We start from the raw sequence: 20422 nt of genomic DNA, 5'->3' as shown, positions 1-20422 counted from the left end.
GAAGTTTTCCAGCAGCATAGTGTATGAAAATCAGCAGTCCATGTACTGTTGTTTTTCGTAAAAGCGTCATATTCCAGCATTATAATCTGTTTCAATTTGTCAGCATAATTCAACATGTGCACTCAGCATCTCACTTGCATCTTTCTGCACTTTTTAAAATTGGGCTGCTTGTCTTTTGGTGGACCTGCTGCTCATTTGGTGTTTTTTCACCGTCATTTTGTACAGCAACTTCGATGGTTGAGTGATGCTGAATATGCCCAGTTGGTTGCTCTCGCACAATTGCTCCCAGGGCCGACCAGCAGCCAAGTGGGTATTGCCATTGGTTATCAACTCCAAGGCTACCGCGGTGCGTGCGCGGCTTGGCTCGGTTTTACTTTGCCGTCTATACTCCTCATGGCATGTTTCGCAGTACTGGGTCAGCAGTATTTCAATCAACTCAGTACGATGACACTACATAGCATTCAGTTGATCGTTTTTGCTGTGGTGATCTGGGCCTTTTGGCAAATGTTGACAAGTTTCTGCAAAACTATTTGGCAATATGTGCTGATGCTACTTAGCACCTTGTTTCTTTACTTTATACCATGGTCATTCAGCCAAGTTATCGTCATTTTAATTGCAGCTCTGGTCGGTATTTATTTTGCATCAGATTCGACATCAAAGCTTCAAGACAGCAGCTCAAAGGCAAAAGTCCAAGCAAAGCGGGCTTATTTTTGGCTGATTGCTTTTGCTGTACCTTTTATACTTTTTATGGTGTGGTATCCATCTTCTTCACTTTTCTCACAAAGTCTGTTTAGTTTTTACCAAGCAGCATCTTTGGTTTTTGGTGGTGGACATATTATTTTGCCACTTTTACATCAAGACTTTGTTGCCAACCATATCTTATCTGCCGAACAATTTGACTTGGGTTATGCGCTGGCTCAACTCATGCCCGGCCCCTTATTTAGTTTCGCAAGTTACTTAGGTGCTTTACTGCCTTTAACTCCGTTTGTTTGGCTGAATGTGGTTCTAGCCACTTTAGCAATCTTTCTGCCCTCATTCTTTTTAATCTTTGCAGCCTTGCCCTATTGGTCTTGGCTTATGCAGCAAGCTGCAATACGAAAAGCCGTGATTGGGATTAATGCTGCAGTGGTAAGTTTACTGCTGTGTTTAGTGATACAAATGGGACAAAGTTATTTCAAGCATTGGACTGACTTAGTTTTTGTAATCGCTGTTATTTTACTGCTTCAAACCAAACTCCCGATTTGGCTAAGCCTGATTTTAAGTTTTGCACTCTATCAGCTGTTGTTTTACTTTAACGGCTAAATAGCCATAAAAAAGCCCCTATCAATGTAGAGGCTTTTTATGTACTAAATAATTACCAAATGTCTGATTTCACTTTGTCTTTAAATTTAGGATGGTTATCCAACTTAAATACTGGCTCTTTCACACCTTGTTTCAGCTGTGCCAAATAGTCTTTTAACAGCATCAATAAGAATGGTGTTAACAGCAAAATAGCAAACAAGTTAATGGTGGCCATAATGCCCATGAACAAATCCGCAGTGTTCCAAATGAGAGGCACACTCATCACTGAACCGAGATACACCATAATCAAAACAAAAATACGGAAGACGAACATCACCTTGGCATTGTTATTAATAAATTGTACATTCCCTTCAGCATAGGCATAGTTACCAATGACTGAGGAAAAGGCAAACATGAACAAAATCGTTGCAAGGAAGTCATCACCCCAAGAACCAATTTGGCTCTCTAAAGCCATTTGGGTGAGCGCTACGCCTTCAAAGCCTGCATCATGATAAAGTCCTGAGGCCAAAATAATAATCGCTGTACATGAACACACCACAAAGGTATCCACAAATACACCGAGCATTTGTACCAAACCTTGGTTTACAGGGTGCTTTACATCCGATGCAGCTGCCGCATTCGGTGCTGAACCCATACCGGCTTCATTAGAGAATAAACCACGTTTAATCCCCATCATCATTGCCATAGAAACCATCGCACCGAAGAAACCGCCAGCAGCAGCTTCAAACTCAAAAGCTTTCGAGAAAATGAGCTGGAAGATATCAGGTAAAATCGCGTAATTAATTACGGCAATATATAAAGCAACTGCCAAATACAACAAGGCCATCAATGGCACAAAACTTTCTGCCACTTTGGCAATACGTTTGATCCCACCAAAGATAATCATTGCGGTCAGCAAGACTAGACCTAGTCCAACCCAAGACACCACAATATGAATGCCACCGAGTTCAAATGCTAGATTGGCTTTATCCCATCCCCATGCATGTGCTGTTGCACCTGTAATTGCATTGGCTTGTACTGCGTTAAACACAAAACCATAGGTTGAAATAAGCGCAACAGCAAAGACTACACCCAACCATTTTTGTTTCAGGCCTTGGGTAATATAGTAGGCAGGTCCACCACGGAACTGTTTATTTTCTTGGTCGCGCACCTTAAATAACTGCGCGAGAGATGACTCAACAAAAGCCGAACTCATACCCAAAAATGCAGTGACCCACATCCAAAATACTGCACCCGGTCCACCAATCGCAATTGCGATCGCAACACCCGCAACATTACCTACACCTACACGACTTGCAAGCCCAGTGACAAAAGCCTGAAAAGGTGTAATGCCATGATCATCATCACATTCCTTACGGCTTGATTTCATGACCTTGATGCTGTGCAAAAATAAGCGCACCTGTACTGCACCTGTAATTAGGGTGTAAAACAAACCGACCGCAACAAGGAAAATCACCAAAAAGTCCCACAGAGGTCCATTCAGTGTATTCACCCACCCGAGTAATGTTTCATTTAATTGATCATTCATCTCGATATCCTAATTATTGTGAGAGACCTGAAAGCAAAAAAGCCCTAGTTTCCTAGGGCAAATTGCATTTCCAATTAGTTAAAATATTGCAAAATAGACTGAATGACAGCCACGTTAATCAAGTCTACAAAGAATGCGCCACATAAAGGCACAATCAAGAATGCCTTGTGCGAAGGACCATACATGTTGGTAATCGCCTGCATGTTTGCAACCGCAGTCGGGGTTGCACCCATACCAAATCCACAGTGACCCGCAGATAGCACAGCAGCATCGTAGTTTTTACCCATCACACGGAATGTCACAAATGCAGCATATAAGCCCATCGTAATCGTTTGTGCACCTAAAATCACCACAAGCGGACCTGCAAGGTCAGCCAATTGCCATAATTTCAACGAAAGCAAAGCCATCGCAAGGTACAACGACAATGATGCATTACCAAATACATCAATCGCACGGTCAAAGATTTGAACTTTGAAAATACCTTCCAACACATTACGTAAAATCACACCACCTGCAAGCGCCCAAACAAAAGTCGGTAACTCAAGCATTGTGCCTTTCATATGGCCGGTCATAAAGTCAGCAAAAGCCAAACAGCCTGCAAACAAACCTAATGTGGTAATCGCATTATCCGCAGTGATTAAACGCACACGATGTGGATATTCAAACGGTACATATTCTGTTGAATTAATATCAGTCAGTGGCGTGTTATCACTCTTTTCAATTTGTTCATTGGTACGAGGCGTTGCCAATTGATAGCGGTTAATGAGTAACTTCGCTAAAGGACCGCCAATCAAACCACCAATAATCAAACCAAATGTCGCACTTGCCATACCCAAAGCTAATGCACCTTGGATACCATGTTTAACTTCTAGAATTTCACCCCAAGCACCCGCAGTACCATGACCACCAGTTAAGGTAATTGAGCCTGCAATCAAACCAATAAGTGGGTCAATACCCAATAAAGTTGCAAGGCTAATGCCGACAAAGTTTTGCACCACAATAAATGAAGCGACAGCCATCAAGAAAATAACCAGACCGATCCCGCCCTCACGCAATTTGGCAAAGTTTGCACTTAAACCAATTGAGGAAAAGAAAATCAGCATAAAGCTTGTTTGCAATTCGCTACTGGTCGTGATGCTATAGCCCCAAAGACTATGCACAACCAAGGAGATAATCGCTGCAACTAAACCACCTGCGACAGGCTCAGGAATGTTGTAGCGTTTCAAGAAACCAATTTTATTTACCAAGAAGCGGCCAAGTAACAAAACGATGACAGCAGCAATCAAGGTATAAAAAGCGTTAAAAGTAAATTCCATGACAATTGTCCATAAAGCGGATGCTTAGATTTTGTTATCTGGCTAATAAGCCACCGAATCCATTGATACTTCAAGAGATATTTCGTAAATCTGAGACAAACTCAGTCTTGCGTATGGAAATTCAGGCAACGGGTAAATTGGTAACAAACTAAGCGATCTGATGCATAACATGTTCAGTTCTACACGATGAGTAAACTGAAATAACGTAATGCCCAATAATGTTTGGACACAGATACGGTTTTTTGAAAAAAATCACAAAACCGCCCCATATTGCTTTAAAAACAAGCAATAAATGCACAATATGGGCGAAAGACGGACATTATGCAGATTTTTTATAGATAATCTTTATTTTTTTACAATAATTTCCAACTATTTCTCTTATTCTTTTCTGACTTAATACTTAAGTCTATATTCAAAATGTATTTAGTCTGTATAAATTTCCCTACTCAAACAAAACAGGAGCTAAAGCTCCTGTTTTTAAACTACAACTATTTCATCACATGATTAGAAGCTGTATTTCGCCATTAAGCCAACACGGTTGTCTTTGTAGCTATCGCCAGCAAAGGTATCACGTTTACCATTGATATATTCAACACCTAAGTCCAATGGCTTAACTGGTGAATAGATGAAGTTAATCCATGCTTGATAAACTTCTTCATTCGCAGCAGTATTTTTACGCTCGTAATTTATACGCGCGTAATCAGTACCATCATTTGCAAAGAGTGCGCCATAGGCTAAAGTTGAACGTAATTTCTCGTTGAATTTATACGTACCACCCACTTGTACACCAAACGCTTCATTTTGCTCGATATTGCCATTCACTGGATTTACATAAAATGCTGTATTGCTTCCGTATAAGTAGTTGCTATTGCCCTGTACATAGGACACATCAGCACTTAGTTTTAAAGGATCAATCACTTGATAGTTTACACCAGCAGCTAAGCCCCAACCTGTTTTATCATCACCAGATGATTCAGACTTATAGTGCTCCACTAAACCACGAACAGATGCATTCGCTTTGCCATCTGCAAAACCTTGCGTTAATTTCGCAGTTAATACTGGTAAGCTATATTTCACATCTGAACTAACAGTCTCACTCTTAGTTTCACCATCAATCGTGGTAACTTTAAGCTGGTTTGCTGAACTATTCCCTTCTTCCGCAGCAATAAATAATTTCGTTGCAGGCGCCAAGTTAAAACCATAACGTACTTGTGGAATACGTGCTGTACCGCCACCCACGTTGGTCCCAAAGTCAATCATTTCTGGCGCATGGTTAGACAGGAAGTTAGATGTAGTTTGACCAAATAACCAGTTGTTATACGTTAAGTATGCATGACGAATACGTAAAGCACCATTGCTATCTGTAGTCGAGCCCGCAAAATCCACTTCTACTTTACCGCCAAGTTTGTTATCGCCACCAACATTGGTATTGAAATCTAAACCTAAACGTGTAGTTTTCGCTGTTGCACGAAGTTTGTCTTTTACATCTTCTTTAGAGCTTGCAACTTTGTTGAAGTCGTCGTCCGCACCTTCAATAATGTAGTTTGCATCGCCACGAACAAAACCATACAGGTTAATGTCTGCGCCAGACTTAGATTTTAACGAAGACAGTGGAGATTCAGCTTTTACAGGAGCTGGCTGTGCTTTGACTTGTTGAATCTGAACGGCTTGTTGTTGTTGAACTTGTTGTTGCTGTTGCATTAAAGCTTTTAACTCAGCAACTTCGGCACGTAACTGAGCGAGTTCTTGTTGTTCTTTAGTTGCAGCATGAGTTGTTGTCATCATCAGAGCAGCCACACTAAGTGCTAGGCTTTGAGCGATAAATGGCTTTTTATTGAGGGCTAAACGCATACACAAACTTCCTTTATTACATTGTTAATAGTGAATCAAAAATTCCATTTCAGTAAAATTTTTTGCACAAAAGACCACTCCGTTTTGGTCTTTTCATATGCAAAGTAATCTTATAAAGATGAAAAATCGCACATTTCGATGTTTTAAGATATGACCTTTTATTACTCTTGCCACTAAAGTCTAATGCACACAATTTCAAACGATAATTGATGTTATTCGCGATTGGCTTTGAAGCATCAAATTACAATTTAGACAGACTTTTGCAATAATTAAGTAACAATTCTTCATATTTTCTTAAATATAGACTGAGTTTTATTTGAGATCTATATTTTTTTCTTATAACTAAAGTCTTAGTCTAATCGATAGCCACCTATGCCCAATGATGGGTGAAAATCACAGCTTTGCACCAAAAAAGCCTAACTATTCAGACGATTATTGAGCATGATAAATAAAATATCCGCAAGCACGAATACACGGTTATGGCAAATAGATGTGCTCATAGGAAAACTCCTAACAAAATGTTTGAGCAAACTCGTCAAACTCAATTTAGACCGTCTGAACATCCTGAAAAAACATCTAATAATAAGAAACTTTTGCATATTATCCAGAAAAATGGATTTCGCCTTTTATTGAGCACCGCAGCGAAAATGGTTGGGGCTTATATGGCTTGCTTAATATTCAAAAAGGTGAAAAAGTGAAAATCGCACAGCAGCAATCACGTAATGACTAATTTTTTTTACGCACCTGTCGAACTATTCTTCACAGTCAATCAAGCCATGGGCATCGGCGCGAAAATATTGCCATGATAATGCAAAATGTGATTATTGCAGCCAAAGTACGAGTCTTAGAGACTTGCCCACAAGCCGCATGGAATCATCTTCATGCTCTCGTGCTGAACAGAATGAAAATTGGTTGCAGCATGACGATGGGTTATGCGGATCCTGAGCAGATCGTCAATCGCTTTATAACACCACGCGTGCCAGTTGAAGATTTTGCAGTATTCTTAAACATTGAGTGAGATTTAACGCATTCATTCAAATTAAAAAAGAGACTAAAATGAGTCTCTTTTTTATATAGTCACGACTTCAATTTTTAGGCTTTTTCGTGCTCAAGCTTAAACACATAATACAAAGCCAAAGCCACAAAAATAGCCATGACAATGGCCATATTCAAAAGTGCCGACCAGAGTAGAAAATTAAGAATCACGCCACAAAGTAGACCACAACCAAATTGCATACTGCCCATAATCGCACTGGCCGTTCCTGCTCGTGCACCCTGCTCAGACATTGCAATCGCCATGGCATTTGGCCCTGTAAAACCGATTGCTGCGACAGCGAGAAACATCCCTGCACATACGATATATAAGGGCGCATGCGTCATGCTACCCGCTACCAACAGCAGCCCCACACCAGCTGACTGCAAAAAACTGCCTAATTTTAAGCGCTGAAAAACACTTAACTTTTGTGCCAGACGTTTATTTAAAGTCGAGAACAGCATAATCCCAACTGCATTGGCACCAAAGGCATAGGCAAAAACTTGCTGACTTAAGCCGTAACCATCCATCAGAATGGCAGCAGAACCACTGATATAGCAAAAGAGTACAGCCCCAGCAAAACATCCAACAAACATCGGACGTCTAAAGCTCGAATCTTGCAGAATCGCCCCGTAGAGATTTAAAACTTGGTTAAAGTTAAGCTTTAAACGGCGCTTCGGGTCTAAAGTTTCTTCAAAGAAAAAGTGTACACAGCACAGGCTTCCCAAACCAACGACCATCAAAAAGGCGAAAATACTATGCCAACTACTGAAACTCAGTACCAGCGCGCCTAAACTCGGTGCAATAATCGGCGCGATGGTGGTCACGATCATCATACTGGCAAATGCTTGGGCTGAGGCTTGCATATCTAAACGATCACGAATCGCAGCACGGGCAATCACCACACCTACACAACCGCCTAAGGCTTGTAAAACCCGAGCGGCAATGAGACTCCACTCACTGTTTGCAAACACACACAGGAAACTGGCAATAATGTAGAGACTCAGTCCAAAATACAGCGGTTTTTTCCGCCCAATTCGGTCACTTACTGGCCCATAAATCAGTTGTCCAATAGCCAAGCCTAAGAAGTACGCAGGTAAGCTGTTGGCCACCATTTGTGTGCTTACCCCGAAATCATCTGCCATTTGTGGCAAAGCAGGTAAATACATATCAATAGACAGTGGACCAAGCGCAGTCAGTGAGGCAAGTAAGAGAATCCAAACGTTGGAATAGACCGCTTTTTCCTGTGTATTCGACATAGGATTAATTTATGTTTTTTGAAAGAGAGTTTGCAGACAAGTTTACACGCTCCATAGTATGATTTATACCAGAGCAGGTGAAATTTCACATATTCTCATATTTGAAAATTGTCCAACCCTAAGCGACAAACAAAGGTGCCCTTTGAAAGCATGGCTGACGAGTCTAAAACAGGCTACTTATAATACAACCTTCATGTATAACCTCCGCATGGTCATTACTTTTGCAGGGACTGCTTTTGTTCCATATTTTATGGGTTTTCAACTGGCAACTATTCCGCTGACACTCGGTGCAGTTGCTGCGGGTTTAAGTGATATTGATGACCGCTTTTCCGTGCGAATCATGAATTTAATTTTTACCTATATTGGCTTTTTCATTACCGCAACGTCGATTTACTTTTTATTTCCACACCCAATTTTATTCGCACTGGGTCTAATCGTTTCGTGTATTGGTCTAATTTTACTGGGCTCACTGGGACGTCGTTATGCCACCATTTCCTATGGTTGCTTAGTGGTTTCGGTTTACTCCATGCTCGGTGTCGGACTTTTTGACAACTGGTATACACAACCGTCTCTGCTAGTGATTGGGGCAATTTGGTATAGTGTTATTTCAACCATCAGTTTTCTGCTCTTTCCCGTTCGTCAGGTTCAAGACAATCTATCGAAGTGTTATTCCTCACTCGCCGATTTTCTGTTTGCCAAATCCAACCTGTTTGATGTCGATATGACAGCAAACAGCTATCAACAGAGTATGATTGAACTGTCGTTGGAAAATGGCAAATTAATTGCAATCTTCAACGACATGAAAACCGCCCTACTCACCCGATTAAAAGGTGACCGTGGACAACGAGATACCCGTCGCAGTCTGCAATATTATTTTGTGGCACAAGATATTCACGAGCGTGCAGATTCAGCACATATTGACTATCAAAAACTGGCGAAAATTTTTCAACACAGCGATATCTTATTCCGCTTTCAACGAATTTTATCTATACAAGCTAAAGCCTGTAAGGACTTAAGCAGCAGCATCTTAAACCGTCAAACCTACACCCATAATAAACGCTTTAAACATGCTTTTGAAAACCTCCGTTTATCATTAGAAAAGCTCAGAGACGAACAACAATATGACCAAATTTGGGTCAATGCTCTGTTTTCACTGTATCAAAACTTAAAGTCGATTGATGCACAGCTGCGTAACTTAGAAACTGAACGCAATATTAAACTCGATAAAGCTAAGCATATCGAAAGCCAGCTCAAAGATGATGACCTGAAAGGCTGGGATGACATTAAAGTTCGGATTAAACAACATCTCACCCCCGAGTCGGTTTTATTTAGACACGCGATTCGTCTGTCTATCGTGCTATTAGTTGGATATATCTTTGTTCAAGTCACCAACATTGAATATGGGTACTGGATTCTACTTACAGCACTATTTGTCAGTCAGCCCAACTTCAACGCAACCAAACGTCGTTTACGTTTACGTATCGTAGGGACGTTGGTCGGGATCATTTTAGGGTATGCCGTATTGTACTTTGTACCTTCGATTGAAGGACAACTTCTCGTATTGGTTATCAGCGGGGTACTTTTCTTTGAGCTTCGTAGTAAACAATACGCTCAAGCCACCGCTTTCATCACCATCTTGGCACTGATTAATTTCAACTTAGATGGTATGGGATATGAAGCTGCCCTTCCGCGCATGATAGATACCTTAATTGGCTGTGGACTGGCATGGTTAGGCGTAAGTTTTATTTTCCCTGACTGGAAGTTCCGTCGCCTACCCCGCACAATTTATCGTTCGCTTTCCGCTCAATGTGATTATTTGGCAGAGGTGATTGAGCAGTATAAGTCTGGACGTAACAACGGTCTGAATTATCGCGTGGTTCGTCGTGCCGCACACAATACTGATGCCGAGGTTGCTTCACTCATTTCCACTTTAGCCACCGAACCCGACTTTGACCCAATGCAAAAGAGCTTGGCGTTTGAGTTCTTGTGTCTCAATCATACTTTTATTAGCTATATTGCAGCTTTGGGGGCTCATCGCGAAAAAATTGACGACCCACAAATTTTAGAATTGATGGATCGCGCTTTTGACAATATCCAAGGTGCGCTCCTGCGGGATGAAATGCCTGATTTAACTGCGCAAAATATGCTACAGACCATTCGTCAGCGTTTAAGCCAAAATAATGAGGAAGATCAGAAGGCATTGATTATTTTACAACAGCTTTCCTTGATGTTTAGCATCTTGAATCAGTTCAGTCGTTTGAAGCAAAGTTTAAGCCACGAACGGGATCATGAGGCCACAGAACTGGCTTCATTATAATTTGGGTGATTTTGGAACAATATACTCACTGAAATGCTCTAAATGATGCTAAACTTTTTGCAGTTTTAAATCTGTTACTTTCACTATGACCGCGAAAAATTTATACGCTTATACTTTACAGCCTGTGACCTATGAAATCACTGAAGCTGAACAACGCGATGCTCAATTAAAAATTTGGCGTAGCACAAACAAAATTAGCATGAAAGCTTGGATCATCATGGCTGTCGTTACAGCCCTTTCGATTCTTGGCCTAATTTTACTCAAGAATTATTCAACCATCTTTTGTTGGGTCGCAATCGCCTGCGTCGTGGTTTACCTTTTAGTCCGTAAATTCGGTTTAGAATGGTATGTGAAGCGAAAAATGAATGAGTTTCCAGTTCAGGAAATTAAAGGCATTCGTTTAGGTGTACAACCTCACGGTCTGATTATGCGCCAGCAAATGGGCATGCAAGAAGGTGTCGGTGCAATCGGTTGGAAAGATATCTACGAATGGTACAACACACCTGAGTTTTTGTTGATTAAATTCAAAGTGAAAGGCCAAGAAGGTGCATACATTCTGCCAAAACGCATGGATAGCAAAAACTTCTCGTTTAATACGATTCGTAAACATTTAAAAGAAACAGTTGGTGAAGCGCAGCCACTTTAAGTCTTGCTTTCTCCTCTGTAAAAAAACCTCCAACTTTTGGAGGTTTTTTTATATCCCAAACCCTCGAATACAAATGATAATGAGAATAAATATTAATTTCTAAATCCATATTATCTTCTCAATCTTCAGGTATAATTTCCGCACAACAAATCGCTCACCATTAAGTATCGCCATGTTTAAAAAAACATTTTTCCAAGTGCATTGGTTTTTGGGAATCACTGCGGGTCTTATCCTGTCGCTTATGGGCGTCACAGGGGCCATCTATTCTTATGAACAACAAATCTTAAAATGGATGAACCCAGATAGCTATACCGTTCAAGCAACACAAAACAATAAATTAACCCCTGCTGAGCTGTATCTACATTTCCAAAAACAAGATCCTGCCATCAAAATCAATAGTATTACGATTGCTCAAGAGTCAACCACTTCAAGTACGGTCAATATCGAGAAAGAAGGCGCACGTCGTGGTTATAACATGATGGTGAACCCGTATACTGCTGAAGTCTTACCCGAAGTTAAAGGCCGTGAGTTTTTTAACTTTATTCAACAGTTACACCGTAATTTAACTGTCGGCCCTGTCGGTAAACAAATTACTGGCGCTTGTACCCTCATGCTTATTTTCTTTGTATTGAGTGGTCTGTACTTACGTTGGCCCAAACGTCATTCCATCAAACAATGGTTTTTTATTAAACCTAAATTGAAAGGGCGTAACTTCATTTGGGATTTGCATGCTGTTGTTGGTACTTGGGTGGTGATTTTTTATCTGATCTTGGCCTGTACAGGACTGTACTGGTCTTATGATTGGTGGCGCGATGGCATGTTTAAAGTCCTTGGTGTTGAGCGCCCACAAGCACAAATGCAAGAAGGACCCCGTCCAAATGCTGGTGCAGCTCAAGGCCCACGTGGCGAACAGGCTGGTGCTCGTGGTGGCGAATCACGTGAGCAAGGTCGTGGCGGCCCACAAGGTGAGCACACTGCACGTGGCGAACGTGGGCAAAGCGAACAACATGGTGAGCGTAAAGGCTTATCTCCAGAACAAGTGCAAATTGCTTTAACCCAAACATGGACAGGATTTAACGCACAAGTTGGTCGAGACTATTCAACCCTGACCCTAAATATTCCGAAAAAGCCTGATGGTACACTTGAGCTTTCATTTGTAGATGCAATTCCACAGCATGAGCGGGCGAGAAACTCAGCGGTCTTCAATTATCAAACTTCACAAATTGAAAAAATGGAGTTGTATGAGCAGAAGAAGCTGAATGAAAAAATCATGAGCAGTATGCTTCCTGTGCACCGTGGTAGCTTCTTTGGCCCAATTTATCAATTCTTTGCCATGTTTGCATCACTGATGATGCCACTGTTCTTTGTAACCGGTTGGATGCTATATCTAAAACGTCGTAAGCAGAAGAAACTCACTCAGCAAGCCCGTGGTGGAGCATTGAATGTTCTGGTTGATCCACATGCGAAACCATGGCTCATTGCCTATGCAACTCAAACGGGTGTTTCTGAGCAAATCGCTTGGCGTACTGCAACCAGCTTACAAGAAGCAAGACAACCTGTAAGTGTTAAAGCTGTGCAACACTTAACACAGGATGACTTAAAAGCTGCTGAGCAAGTGCTTTTTGTTGCAAGTACTTATGGCACGGGTGAAGCACCTGACTTAGCCAGTAGTTTTGAAAAGAAATTTTTAAATACAACTTTGGATTTGTCACACCTTCACTATGCCGTGTTGGCTTTAGGCTCTCAAGAATATCCTGACTCCTATTGTAGTTTTGGACATCGTATTGACCGTTGGTTAAAAGCCAATGGCGCACATGCTTTGTTTGCAACCATTGAAGTCAACAACGCAGATAACAATGATATTCAACGTTGGAACAGTGCTCTTGCCTCTGCAACCAAACTTGAGCTTCAAGCCATGAATATTGACAAAACCTTTGATCAATGGAATTTGGCACAACGTGAAGTACTCAATCCAAATAGTGTCGGAGCACATGCTTATAATATTGAGCTAAAAACCAACTTCGATGCAACATGGCAAGCGGGTGATATTGCTGAAGTTCAACCAGGTAACAGCACAGCACGTATCCAAGCATTTATGCAAAAGCATCACATTGCAGCACAGAGCATCGTTGAGTCTTTAGCCATTTCGATTGAGCAAGCGCTTTGGGATAAGAACCTCAACACAGAGATTGAGCCTTTTGCCAATTTGGAACATTTACTGGAACAGTTGAGCCCTTTACCTACACGTGAATACTCGATTGCAAGTGTACCGACTCAACAAGTGTTACGTTTGGTCGTACGCCAACAGCAAGATTCAGAAGGTGAACTGGGCTTAGGTTCTGGTTGGTTAACCCAACATGCCGAGCTTCAGCAACCTATCGCACTACGTATTCGTACCAATGAATCTTTCCACTTGATCAATGACAACCGTCCTATCATTTGTATTGGAAACGGCACAGGCATCGCTGGTTTAATGAGTCTACTCCATGCACGTACCCGCCTAGACTATACGCAAAACTGGTTGATCTTTGGTGAGCGTCAACGTGAACATGATTTCTTCTATCAAAGTACGATTGAAGCGTGGCAAACCACAGGCATGCTACAACGCTTAGATTTAGCGTTCTCACGAGATCAAGCAGAGAAAGTTTATGTACACCATAAACTACGTGAACAAGCCACTGAGCTTAAAACATGGGTTGAAAATGGTGCCGTAATTTATGTCTGCGGTAGCATTAATGGGATGGCGAGCGATGTCGATGCGGCGCTAATTGAAATCTTAGGTGAAGAAAAATTAGATCAACTCCGTCAAGAAGGTCGTTACCGTCGCGATGTTTACTAAACACTAAGTCTAAATGAAAAAACCGAGCCACAGCGCTCGGTTTTTTCATGCGTAAATTTGCTAGAATCATGCAAACGATAACCCACAAGCCTGTATGCAAAAATCAAAAAGAGTCATTAGTTTTATTATCGGGTCATTACTGTTCGCAGACGGCTTGTATTTTGTTTTGCAACTACGCTTTAATTTTGGCACCCTCTTGCCCTTATTGATTGGACTAGGTCTAATCATTTATGCACTGGCTTATCCTAAACTTATCGCCTATATTCAAAGCAATACAATCAGACAATCAATATGGCGTTGGGCTTGGGCGATTTTCTTTGTTTGGGTTTTTAGCTTAGTCATTTTCTTCGTCTTTTTAGGCTTTTCAAATCAACAAAATACCCCTCATGTCGCTGCACCCGCTATTGTAGTTCTTGGCAGTGGTCTGAAGCATGGCAAACCGAGTCCAACATTGGCCAGCCGTTTAGATCAAGCGGCAAACTATGCCAAGCTACATCCCAACAGCATTATGGTCGTCAGTGGTGGCCTATCTTTTCAGCAAAAAAATAGTGAAGCTGAAGCAATGCGGCAGTATCTGATTGATGTACACCATATCCCAGCACAGCGTATTTACACCGAAGATCAAAGCACCAGTACTGAGTTAAATCTGATCAATAGTAAAAAGATTTTAGCCAAGCAGCATATTTCCCTACAGCAACCGATTGCTATTGTGACCAGTGATTTTCATATCCCCCGTAGTCGTGCTATAGCCATACGTCAGGGTTATCAAACGCCTATCATGATCAGCGCTCAGACACCTCTTGCCACTCGCTATAATGCATGGTTACGTGAGTATTTTGCATATTGGAGTGGTTGGCTACTCAATGAATACTAAAATGAAATCCTCATGAATTAATGGAGGCGAATTGTCCGTGGCGATGGTAATTGTAATTGTTTAAATAATTCAGGCTTCTGCATTGAAAATTGATATAAATAGTTTTTGATATCTAATAATAATTTTTCTGGAGCAACCAAGACATTTTGCCCTTCGGGGCTTAAATTCATCGAGACCGTGGTTTTTTCTGCACGTAAGAATGGAATCACTTTTTCGACTAAATCGCTAAGACCAATACTCTGGATTTCGTAGCCCGCCCAATTATCTTTCACCAAAAGCTGTGCTAAACCTTTACTCTGCCACATCGCAAAGGAACGTTGACCGGTTGGCGTGGCACATAAAGCCCAGTCATCTTGATATAAGGCAATAACATGGCCTTGATGCACGATAGTTTCGATAAAAAGACGATAGATTTCAAGAGGATCGTAAGCAATATTTTGATTTTTAGACGCAGCTTTGCGTTGATATGGGTTTCTCATAAATCTGTCATATTTTAAAATTATTATTGCACAGAAGTGTATGAAAACAGCTTGAGATAAGCAAGGTTTTTACGATAAGGGAATATGGTGGGCGCTGACGGGATCGAACCGCCGACATTCTGCTTGTAAGGCAGACGCTCTACCAACTGAGCTAAGCGCCCTTGAGAAATAAAAATAGCGTCGCTATTTTTATGATGCAAGAAAGAAATCTTGCTTGATTCCATTTACTAGCACAAGGGATCTAGAAAATGGCGCAGCGGACGGGGCTCGAACCCGCGACCCCCGGCGTGACAGGCCGGTATTCTAACCAACTGAACTACCGCTGCAACGGTAATTGCGAATGCAATTAGGGTCATTAAGCTTTACAGCTTGAATATGGTGGGCGCTGACGGGATCGAACCGCCGACATTCTGCTTGTAAGGCAGACGCTCTACCAACTGAGCTAAGCGCCCTGATTTAAGATTGTCAGTCTTAGTGTTCAAATTTAAGCTCAGGGACTTAAATTTATATTTTAAATGGCGCAGCGGACGGGGCTCGAACCCGCGACCCCCGGCGTGACAGGCCGGTATTCTAACCAACTGAACTACCGCTGCGTCGTAAAATATGGTGGGCGCTGACGGGATCGAACCGCCGACATTCTGCTTGTAAGGCAGACGCTCTACCAACTGAGCTAAGCGCCCTGATTAAGATTGTCAGTCTTAGTTTTTAAACTCAAGCTCAGGAACTTAAGTTTAATCGATTCTTTGAATGGCGCAGCGGACGGGGCTCGAACCCGCGACCCCCGGCGTGACAGGCCGGTATTCTAACCAACTGAACTACCGCTGCATCGCAAAAAATCTGGTGGGCGCTGACGGGATCGAACCGCCGACATTCTGCTTGTAAGGCAGACGCTCTACCAACTGAGCTAAGCGCCCTCATTAAGAATTCTGTATAAATGGCGCAGCGGACGGGGCTCGAACCCGCGACCCCCGGCGTGACAGGCCGGTATTCTAACCAACTGAACTACCGCTGCACTTACACAAAGTCACTAATGTGGTACAAACAATATTAAAAATCTTAAGTGGCGCAGCGGACGGGGCTCGAACCCGCGACCCCCGGCGTGACAGGCCGGTATTCTAACCAACTGAACTACCGCTGCACGTAAGATCTTTAACGTAAAGGCTTGGTGGGCGCTGACGGGATCGAACCGCCGACATTCTGCTTGTAAGGCAGACGCTCTACCAACTGAGCTAAGCGCCCTTAACGTCTTTATCGTTTGTGAGGTGCATTATAGAGAATCTTTACAGGCTGTCAAACGCTTTTCGGCTTGTTTTCGCTTTTTTGCAATCGAGTGATTAAAAAATAGGTCAAATGGTATAAAAACAAGTATTTTCTGTATGTTATTTAACATATTTGCGAAAATTAAAATGATTATTCGCTAAATTTCTTTTCCTCAAAATACACATTTTCTATGACTAATCCCCTTCTTCTACTCAATATTCATATTTTAAATTACAGCGTTGAATACTCAATAAAATAAGCTTGCACATTTTTTAACATCTATTTTTAGAGTTCAAGTTTATGTTCGGAAATATAAACCAGCGCATTGCAATCAATTAGTTCAAATAACTCTATGACATCCGTATTACGCATACGAATACAGCCATGCGACATCGGCATCCCCATTGGTTCACTATCTGGTGTTCCATGAATATAGATATAACGTTGATAGGTATCGCAGCCTTCCCCGCGATTGAAGCCCTCTTCTAAACCACTCAGCCATAAAATCCGAGACAAAATCCAGTCACGTTCAGGAAACTGCTTGGCTAAATCGGTGTCGTATACTTCACCTGTAGGCTTTCGAGCAATAAAAACGGCATTTTGCGGTTGCTCAGCACCATGCTTCTCAGCAACCAGATGCCAACCTCGCGGCGTTTTACCACTATTTTCAGTTTCGCCAATACCATTTTTCCCTGACGAGATCAGATAAAATTTATTCTTTTTAGGCAGCGTTAGAGTCTGTTCAGCCAGATCAATCAAGACGTCTGCATCTGCAATTACATAAGACATCAATTGTCCTCTATTTGTTTTTTATCTATTACAGTATTTGGTTCTGGACGTAACCATAACCATATTGCTACAAGCAGCATGATGGTATTGGTAAATAATTTCACTAAAAATGGTGCATTGGTTAGTAGCATGATCAGTCCACTGATCAACATCATGATACTGGCAAACCACTTCGCTTTACGTGGTACAGTGCCATTGGCACGCCATGCTCTTAACGTTACACCATATTTAGGATGGTTGAGTAACCAAGCATCCATTTGTGGCCAACCTTTAGATGCAGCCCAAGCAGCCAAGATCAGAAAAACAGTGGTTGGCATACCCGGCAACAGTGCACCGATAAAGCCTAGGATGACAAAGATCACCACTAAACAACGCCAAAACAACGTTTTCATACCACTTTCCTGAGCACTGAATTGCGGTAGTATAAAGTGTTTTTTAATTTTATCCGTTGTCCTTCTGCATATTTAGCTTCTTTTTTAAGGCACTCACATGCATCTCATTTCACAGCATCAGTTGTTCGAACCTTGGCTCCAATTCAAACATCCATTGGTTCGCCAGTTAGCTTTTGCTGTAGCAAGTCCAAACATTTTGTCTGCGTTGCCATCAGAGCTCGATATACAACATACTTTTCATTTTCATCCCTCACAGATCTGGCAACAGCACTTTCAAACCTATTTACCTCGCCTTAAACAGCTCGATCAAGGCCCTAAAGAACTTGAAGACTTTATGGCTCAGTTGAAAAGTACCCGTCTAGGTCTACGCTTTGAAATGTTCATGTGGTTTTGGTTACGGGATCATCGCTATCATGCATATGAATTATTGGGGCATAGTATTCAAATCATTGATGGGGCACGGACTACAGGTGAGCTGGACTTTTTAATTAAAAATACCGAAACCAATCAAATCGAGCATTGGGAAGTCGCGTTGAAATATTATTTGGGTGAAACAGATCTGAGCTTAACCACATGGTATGGGTTGAATCGTACCGATACTTTAAACCGAAAACTAAAACACTTTACCCATAAACAGTTTCAATTCCAGCAAGCTTTAGACACAGACATTCAGACGCGCTTTTCCGTTTTAAAGGGGCAACTCTTTCTCCCTCTAACAAATGGTTTCACGGCAGTTGATGCTTTAAATCAATACTCCCTTCCCAATTGGCTCAATCCTGACCGTCGACTAGGTACTTGGGGTAACATCATTCCAACGACCGACTTAAATTACTATCGCCTACAGCGTCAAGAGTGGATTTGCCCAAATGCGGAAGTCAGCAGCGAAAATGCACATTGGTGGACCAATGGCCTGTACTTACAAAATCAAAACAATCAGTTTTATATGTACCGAAATCCAAATTTGATTTTAACTTGATTTTGCAGAAGTTAGTTTATACAAAAATACATAACGCAACATACGCTTACTCATCTCCTGTAAAACGATGCTATTGTTTAAAGTGTTTATTTTTTAATCTTAAACAACATCAGAACAAAATCATTTGATGAATACACTAAAAATTTTGGAGACAGCGATGAAAAAAATTGTTTTAAGTTCACTAGTGATGCTTTTTGTTTTAACAGGCTGTAATACCGTCAAAGGTATGGGTAAAGATGTCTCTTCAGCAGGTAATGCTGTATCACATACCGCTGAAAAAACCCAAGATGAAATCCGCAAGTAGTTAATATTTGCATAAAAACCTTATCAATAGATAAGGTTTTTTTATTGCTAAGTTTCGCATTCCAGAGATTAATCGCCTATTATAGTGCCGACTGTTTTATTGACTTTGAAATGCGCATGACCTCTTCTGCTACTCTCGATTTAAGCCTCCAACTTTTACGTCAGCCATCGGTTACACCTGTGGACCACAACTGTCAAAATATTATGGCTGAACGCTTAAAAAAAATTGGTTTCAACATTGAGTCTATGCGCTTTGATGATGTTGATAATCTATGGGCACGAAAAGGTACTGAAGCACCTGTATTCTGCTTTGCGGGTCATACCGATGTCGTTCCTACAGGTAATTTAGATGCTTGGAACTCAGACCCATTTGCCCCTGAAATTCGTGATGGCAAGCTTTATGGTCGTGGCAGCGCAGACATGAAAACTGCCTTGGCTGCAATGGTGGTTGCTTCTGAGCGCTTTGTTGCGAAACACCCAAATCATAAAGGCTCAATCGCGTTCCTCATCACCTCAGATGAAGAAGGTCCATCGATTAATGGCACAGTCAAAGTGATCGAGACACTCGAAGCCCGTAATGAAAAAATGAAGTGGTGTTTGGTGGGTGAACCTTCAAGTACACATCAACTGGGTGATATTGTTAAAAATGGTCGTCGTGGTTCACTTAATGCAGTACTGACAGTGAAAGGAAAACAAGGTCACGTGGCTTATCCACATTTGGCCATTAACCCAATTCATATGGCCTCTAAAGCCGTTGCTGAACTTTGTGATACAGTTTGGGATCAGGGCAACGAATACTTCCCTGCAACCTCGTTCCAAGTGTCCAATATTCAAGCTGGCACAGGGGCAACCAATGTCGTCCCAGGTACCATGACCGTGACTTTCAATTTCCGTTATTCAACTGAATTGACCGCTGAAGAATTAAAAGCACGTGTTTTAGAAATTTTGGATCGTCATGGTTTAGTCTACGACATTAAATGGACACATTCAGGCTTACCATTCCTAACACCAGTGGGTGAGTTGGTGAATGCGGCTAAAAATGCCATTCGTAATGTGACTGGTGTAGAAACTGAGCTTTCAACCTCAGGCGGGACATCAGATGGTCGCTTTATTGCTCCTACAGGTGCTCAAGTACTTGAACTTGGTGTTCTCAATGCCAGCATCCATCAAATTGATGAGCATGTGAATGTCGCTGATCTTGAACCACTTGCTGAAATTTACGAAAAAATTTTAGAAGGCCTTTTGGCATAAGCATTCA

Annotated in this window: 16 protein-coding genes and 10 tRNA genes; 9 read left to right on the top strand and 17 right to left on the bottom strand. The window is 41.6% G+C overall.

The features are described from left to right. Positions 1-114: 114 nt before the first annotated feature. Positions 115-1302 carry a chromate efflux transporter gene (chrA, locus tag AC4CUX_RS12385; RefSeq protein ID WP_490792442.1) on the top strand — a complete coding sequence of 396 codons (1188 nt, stop codon included), beginning with the start codon at positions 115-117 and terminating at the stop codon, positions 1300-1302. 52 nt (positions 1303-1354) lie between these two features. Here chrA and AC4CUX_RS12380 read toward each other — a convergent pair whose 3' ends face one another. From AC4CUX_RS12380 to AC4CUX_RS12370, 3 genes are all read right to left on the bottom strand, one after another. Further along, a complete protein-coding gene (locus AC4CUX_RS12380) occupies positions 1355-2830 on the bottom strand; it encodes an alanine/glycine:cation symporter family protein (RefSeq protein ID WP_078388425.1) in 1476 nt (491 codons plus the stop codon). A gap of 74 nt (positions 2831-2904) precedes the next feature. Further along, on the bottom strand, positions 2905-4146 hold the full coding sequence (gene gltS / locus AC4CUX_RS12375; RefSeq protein WP_078388424.1) for a sodium/glutamate symporter: 1242 nt from the start codon (positions 4144-4146) through the stop codon (positions 2905-2907). Positions 4147-4650: 504 nt separating this feature from the next. Then, on the bottom strand, positions 4651-5997 hold the full coding sequence (locus AC4CUX_RS12370) for a DcaP family trimeric outer membrane transporter (RefSeq protein WP_490792441.1): 1347 nt from the start codon (positions 5995-5997) through the stop codon (positions 4651-4653). Between the two features lie 808 nt (positions 5998-6805). Between AC4CUX_RS12370 and AC4CUX_RS12365 the strand changes: the two genes are divergently transcribed. Continuing rightward, positions 6806-7015, top strand: coding sequence for a nitroreductase family protein (locus tag AC4CUX_RS12365; protein WP_490792440.1), 210 nt, complete (start codon positions 6806-6808; stop codon positions 7013-7015). A gap of 74 nt (positions 7016-7089) precedes the next feature. Here the strand turns inward: AC4CUX_RS12365 and AC4CUX_RS12360 are convergent, their stop codons facing one another. Continuing rightward, positions 7090-8289 carry a multidrug effflux MFS transporter gene (locus tag AC4CUX_RS12360; protein ID WP_490792439.1) on the bottom strand — a complete coding sequence of 400 codons (1200 nt, stop codon included), beginning with the start codon at positions 8287-8289 and terminating at the stop codon, positions 7090-7092. A 142-nt stretch (positions 8290-8431) separates the two neighbouring features. Between AC4CUX_RS12360 and yccS the strand changes: the two genes are divergently transcribed. From yccS to AC4CUX_RS12340, 4 genes are all read left to right on the top strand, one after another. Continuing rightward, positions 8432-10606, top strand: coding sequence for a YccS family putative transporter (gene yccS / locus AC4CUX_RS12355; RefSeq protein WP_490792438.1), 2175 nt, complete (start codon positions 8432-8434; stop codon positions 10604-10606). 85 nt (positions 10607-10691) lie between these two features. Beyond that, complete coding sequence (locus AC4CUX_RS12350) at positions 10692-11252, top strand: YcxB family protein (protein WP_004981126.1); 561 nt, start codon at positions 10692-10694, stop codon at positions 11250-11252. 172 nt (positions 11253-11424) lie between these two features. Further along, positions 11425-14091: a PepSY domain-containing protein gene (locus tag AC4CUX_RS12345; RefSeq protein ID WP_490792437.1), complete on the top strand. Its 2667-nt coding sequence runs from the start codon at positions 11425-11427 to the stop codon at positions 14089-14091. A gap of 94 nt (positions 14092-14185) precedes the next feature. Next, entirely contained in the window at positions 14186-14965 is a 780-nt protein-coding gene (locus tag AC4CUX_RS12340) for a YdcF family protein (protein ID WP_201953880.1), read from the top strand. 17 nt (positions 14966-14982) lie between these two features. Here the strand turns inward: AC4CUX_RS12340 and AC4CUX_RS12335 are convergent, their stop codons facing one another. The 13 genes from AC4CUX_RS12335 to AC4CUX_RS12275 form a co-directional block, all read right to left on the bottom strand. Further along, entirely contained in the window at positions 14983-15444 is a 462-nt protein-coding gene (locus AC4CUX_RS12335; protein WP_490792436.1) for a DUF2750 domain-containing protein, read from the bottom strand. Between the two features lie 85 nt (positions 15445-15529). Then, positions 15530-15605, bottom strand: a tRNA-Val gene (locus AC4CUX_RS12330). An 88-nt stretch (positions 15606-15693) separates the two neighbouring features. Then, positions 15694-15770, bottom strand: a tRNA-Asp gene (locus tag AC4CUX_RS12325). 50 nt (positions 15771-15820) lie between these two features. Next, positions 15821-15896, bottom strand: a tRNA-Val gene (locus AC4CUX_RS12320). 64 nt (positions 15897-15960) lie between these two features. Further along, positions 15961-16037: transfer RNA gene (locus AC4CUX_RS12315), tRNA-Asp, on the bottom strand. Between the two features lie 11 nt (positions 16038-16048). Continuing rightward, positions 16049-16124 (bottom strand) — tRNA-Val (locus AC4CUX_RS12310). Positions 16125-16192: 68 nt separating this feature from the next. Then, positions 16193-16269, bottom strand: a tRNA-Asp gene (locus AC4CUX_RS12305). 13 nt (positions 16270-16282) lie between these two features. After that, positions 16283-16358, bottom strand: a tRNA-Val gene (locus AC4CUX_RS12300). Positions 16359-16379: 21 nt separating this feature from the next. Then, positions 16380-16456: transfer RNA gene (locus tag AC4CUX_RS12295), tRNA-Asp, on the bottom strand. 49 nt (positions 16457-16505) lie between these two features. Then, a tRNA-Asp gene (locus tag AC4CUX_RS12290) sits at positions 16506-16582 on the bottom strand. Between the two features lie 25 nt (positions 16583-16607). Then, positions 16608-16683, bottom strand: a tRNA-Val gene (locus AC4CUX_RS12285). A 306-nt stretch (positions 16684-16989) separates the two neighbouring features. After that, on the bottom strand, positions 16990-17493 hold the full coding sequence (gene elsL, locus AC4CUX_RS12280; protein ID WP_078425403.1) for a cell wall-recycling L,D-carboxypeptidase ElsL: 504 nt from the start codon (positions 17491-17493) through the stop codon (positions 16990-16992). Next, the gene (locus tag AC4CUX_RS12275) at positions 17493-17885 is read right to left on the bottom strand and encodes a YbaN family protein (protein ID WP_419276750.1); all 393 of its coding nucleotides are present in this window, start codon (positions 17883-17885) and stop codon (positions 17493-17495) included. Before AC4CUX_RS12275 ends, elsL begins: the two co-directional genes overlap by 1 nt. A gap of 97 nt (positions 17886-17982) precedes the next feature. Here AC4CUX_RS12275 and AC4CUX_RS12270 point away from each other — a divergent pair, with 97 nt between their 5' ends. From AC4CUX_RS12270 to dapE, 3 genes are all read left to right on the top strand, one after another. Continuing rightward, on the top strand, positions 17983-18861 hold the full coding sequence (locus tag AC4CUX_RS12270) for a DUF1853 family protein (protein ID WP_078388414.1): 879 nt from the start codon (positions 17983-17985) through the stop codon (positions 18859-18861). A gap of 157 nt (positions 18862-19018) precedes the next feature. Then, a complete protein-coding gene (locus tag AC4CUX_RS12265) occupies positions 19019-19165 on the top strand; it encodes an entericidin A/B family lipoprotein (RefSeq protein ID WP_010326244.1) in 147 nt (48 codons plus the stop codon). A gap of 116 nt (positions 19166-19281) precedes the next feature. After that, on the top strand, positions 19282-20415 hold the full coding sequence (dapE, locus tag AC4CUX_RS12260) for a succinyl-diaminopimelate desuccinylase (protein ID WP_490752220.1): 1134 nt from the start codon (positions 19282-19284) through the stop codon (positions 20413-20415). Positions 20416-20422: the final 7 nt, after the last annotated feature.

Source organism: Acinetobacter sp. 231_lipA, from assembly GCF_058243005.1.
Note: the sequence above shows the minus strand (reverse complement) of the source record. Positions and strands in the feature narration are given on the sequence as shown.

Excerpts from the sequence above, each read along its gene's own strand:
- chrA (WP_490792442.1), top strand. The coding sequence starts at position 115 with ATGTGCACTCAGCATCTCACTTGCATCTTTCTGCACTTTTTAAAATTG.
- AC4CUX_RS12380 (WP_078388425.1), bottom strand. The coding sequence starts at position 2,830 with ATGAATGATCAATTAAATGAAACATTACTCGGGTGGGTGAATACACTG.
- gltS (WP_078388424.1), bottom strand. The coding sequence starts at position 4,146 with ATGGAATTTACTTTTAACGCTTTTTATACCTTGATTGCTGCTGTCATC.
- AC4CUX_RS12370 (WP_490792441.1), bottom strand. The coding sequence starts at position 5,997 with ATGCGTTTAGCCCTCAATAAAAAGCCATTTATCGCTCAAAGCCTAGCA.
- AC4CUX_RS12365 (WP_490792440.1), top strand. The coding sequence starts at position 6,806 with ATGCAAAATGTGATTATTGCAGCCAAAGTACGAGTCTTAGAGACTTGC.
- AC4CUX_RS12360 (WP_490792439.1), bottom strand. The coding sequence starts at position 8,289 with ATGTCGAATACACAGGAAAAAGCGGTCTATTCCAACGTTTGGATTCTC.
- AC4CUX_RS12350 (WP_004981126.1), top strand. The coding sequence starts at position 10,692 with ATGACCGCGAAAAATTTATACGCTTATACTTTACAGCCTGTGACCTAT.
- AC4CUX_RS12345 (WP_490792437.1), top strand. The coding sequence starts at position 11,425 with ATGTTTAAAAAAACATTTTTCCAAGTGCATTGGTTTTTGGGAATCACT.
- AC4CUX_RS12340 (WP_201953880.1), top strand. The coding sequence starts at position 14,186 with ATGCAAAAATCAAAAAGAGTCATTAGTTTTATTATCGGGTCATTACTG.
- AC4CUX_RS12335 (WP_490792436.1), bottom strand. The coding sequence starts at position 15,444 with ATGAGAAACCCATATCAACGCAAAGCTGCGTCTAAAAATCAAAATATT.
- elsL (WP_078425403.1), bottom strand. The coding sequence starts at position 17,493 with ATGTCTTATGTAATTGCAGATGCAGACGTCTTGATTGATCTGGCTGAA.
- AC4CUX_RS12275 (WP_419276750.1), bottom strand. The coding sequence starts at position 17,885 with ATGAAAACGTTGTTTTGGCGTTGTTTAGTGGTGATCTTTGTCATCCTA.
- AC4CUX_RS12270 (WP_078388414.1), top strand. The coding sequence starts at position 17,983 with ATGCATCTCATTTCACAGCATCAGTTGTTCGAACCTTGGCTCCAATTC.
- AC4CUX_RS12265 (WP_010326244.1), top strand. The coding sequence starts at position 19,019 with ATGAAAAAAATTGTTTTAAGTTCACTAGTGATGCTTTTTGTTTTAACA.
- dapE (WP_490752220.1), top strand. The coding sequence starts at position 19,282 with ATGACCTCTTCTGCTACTCTCGATTTAAGCCTCCAACTTTTACGTCAG.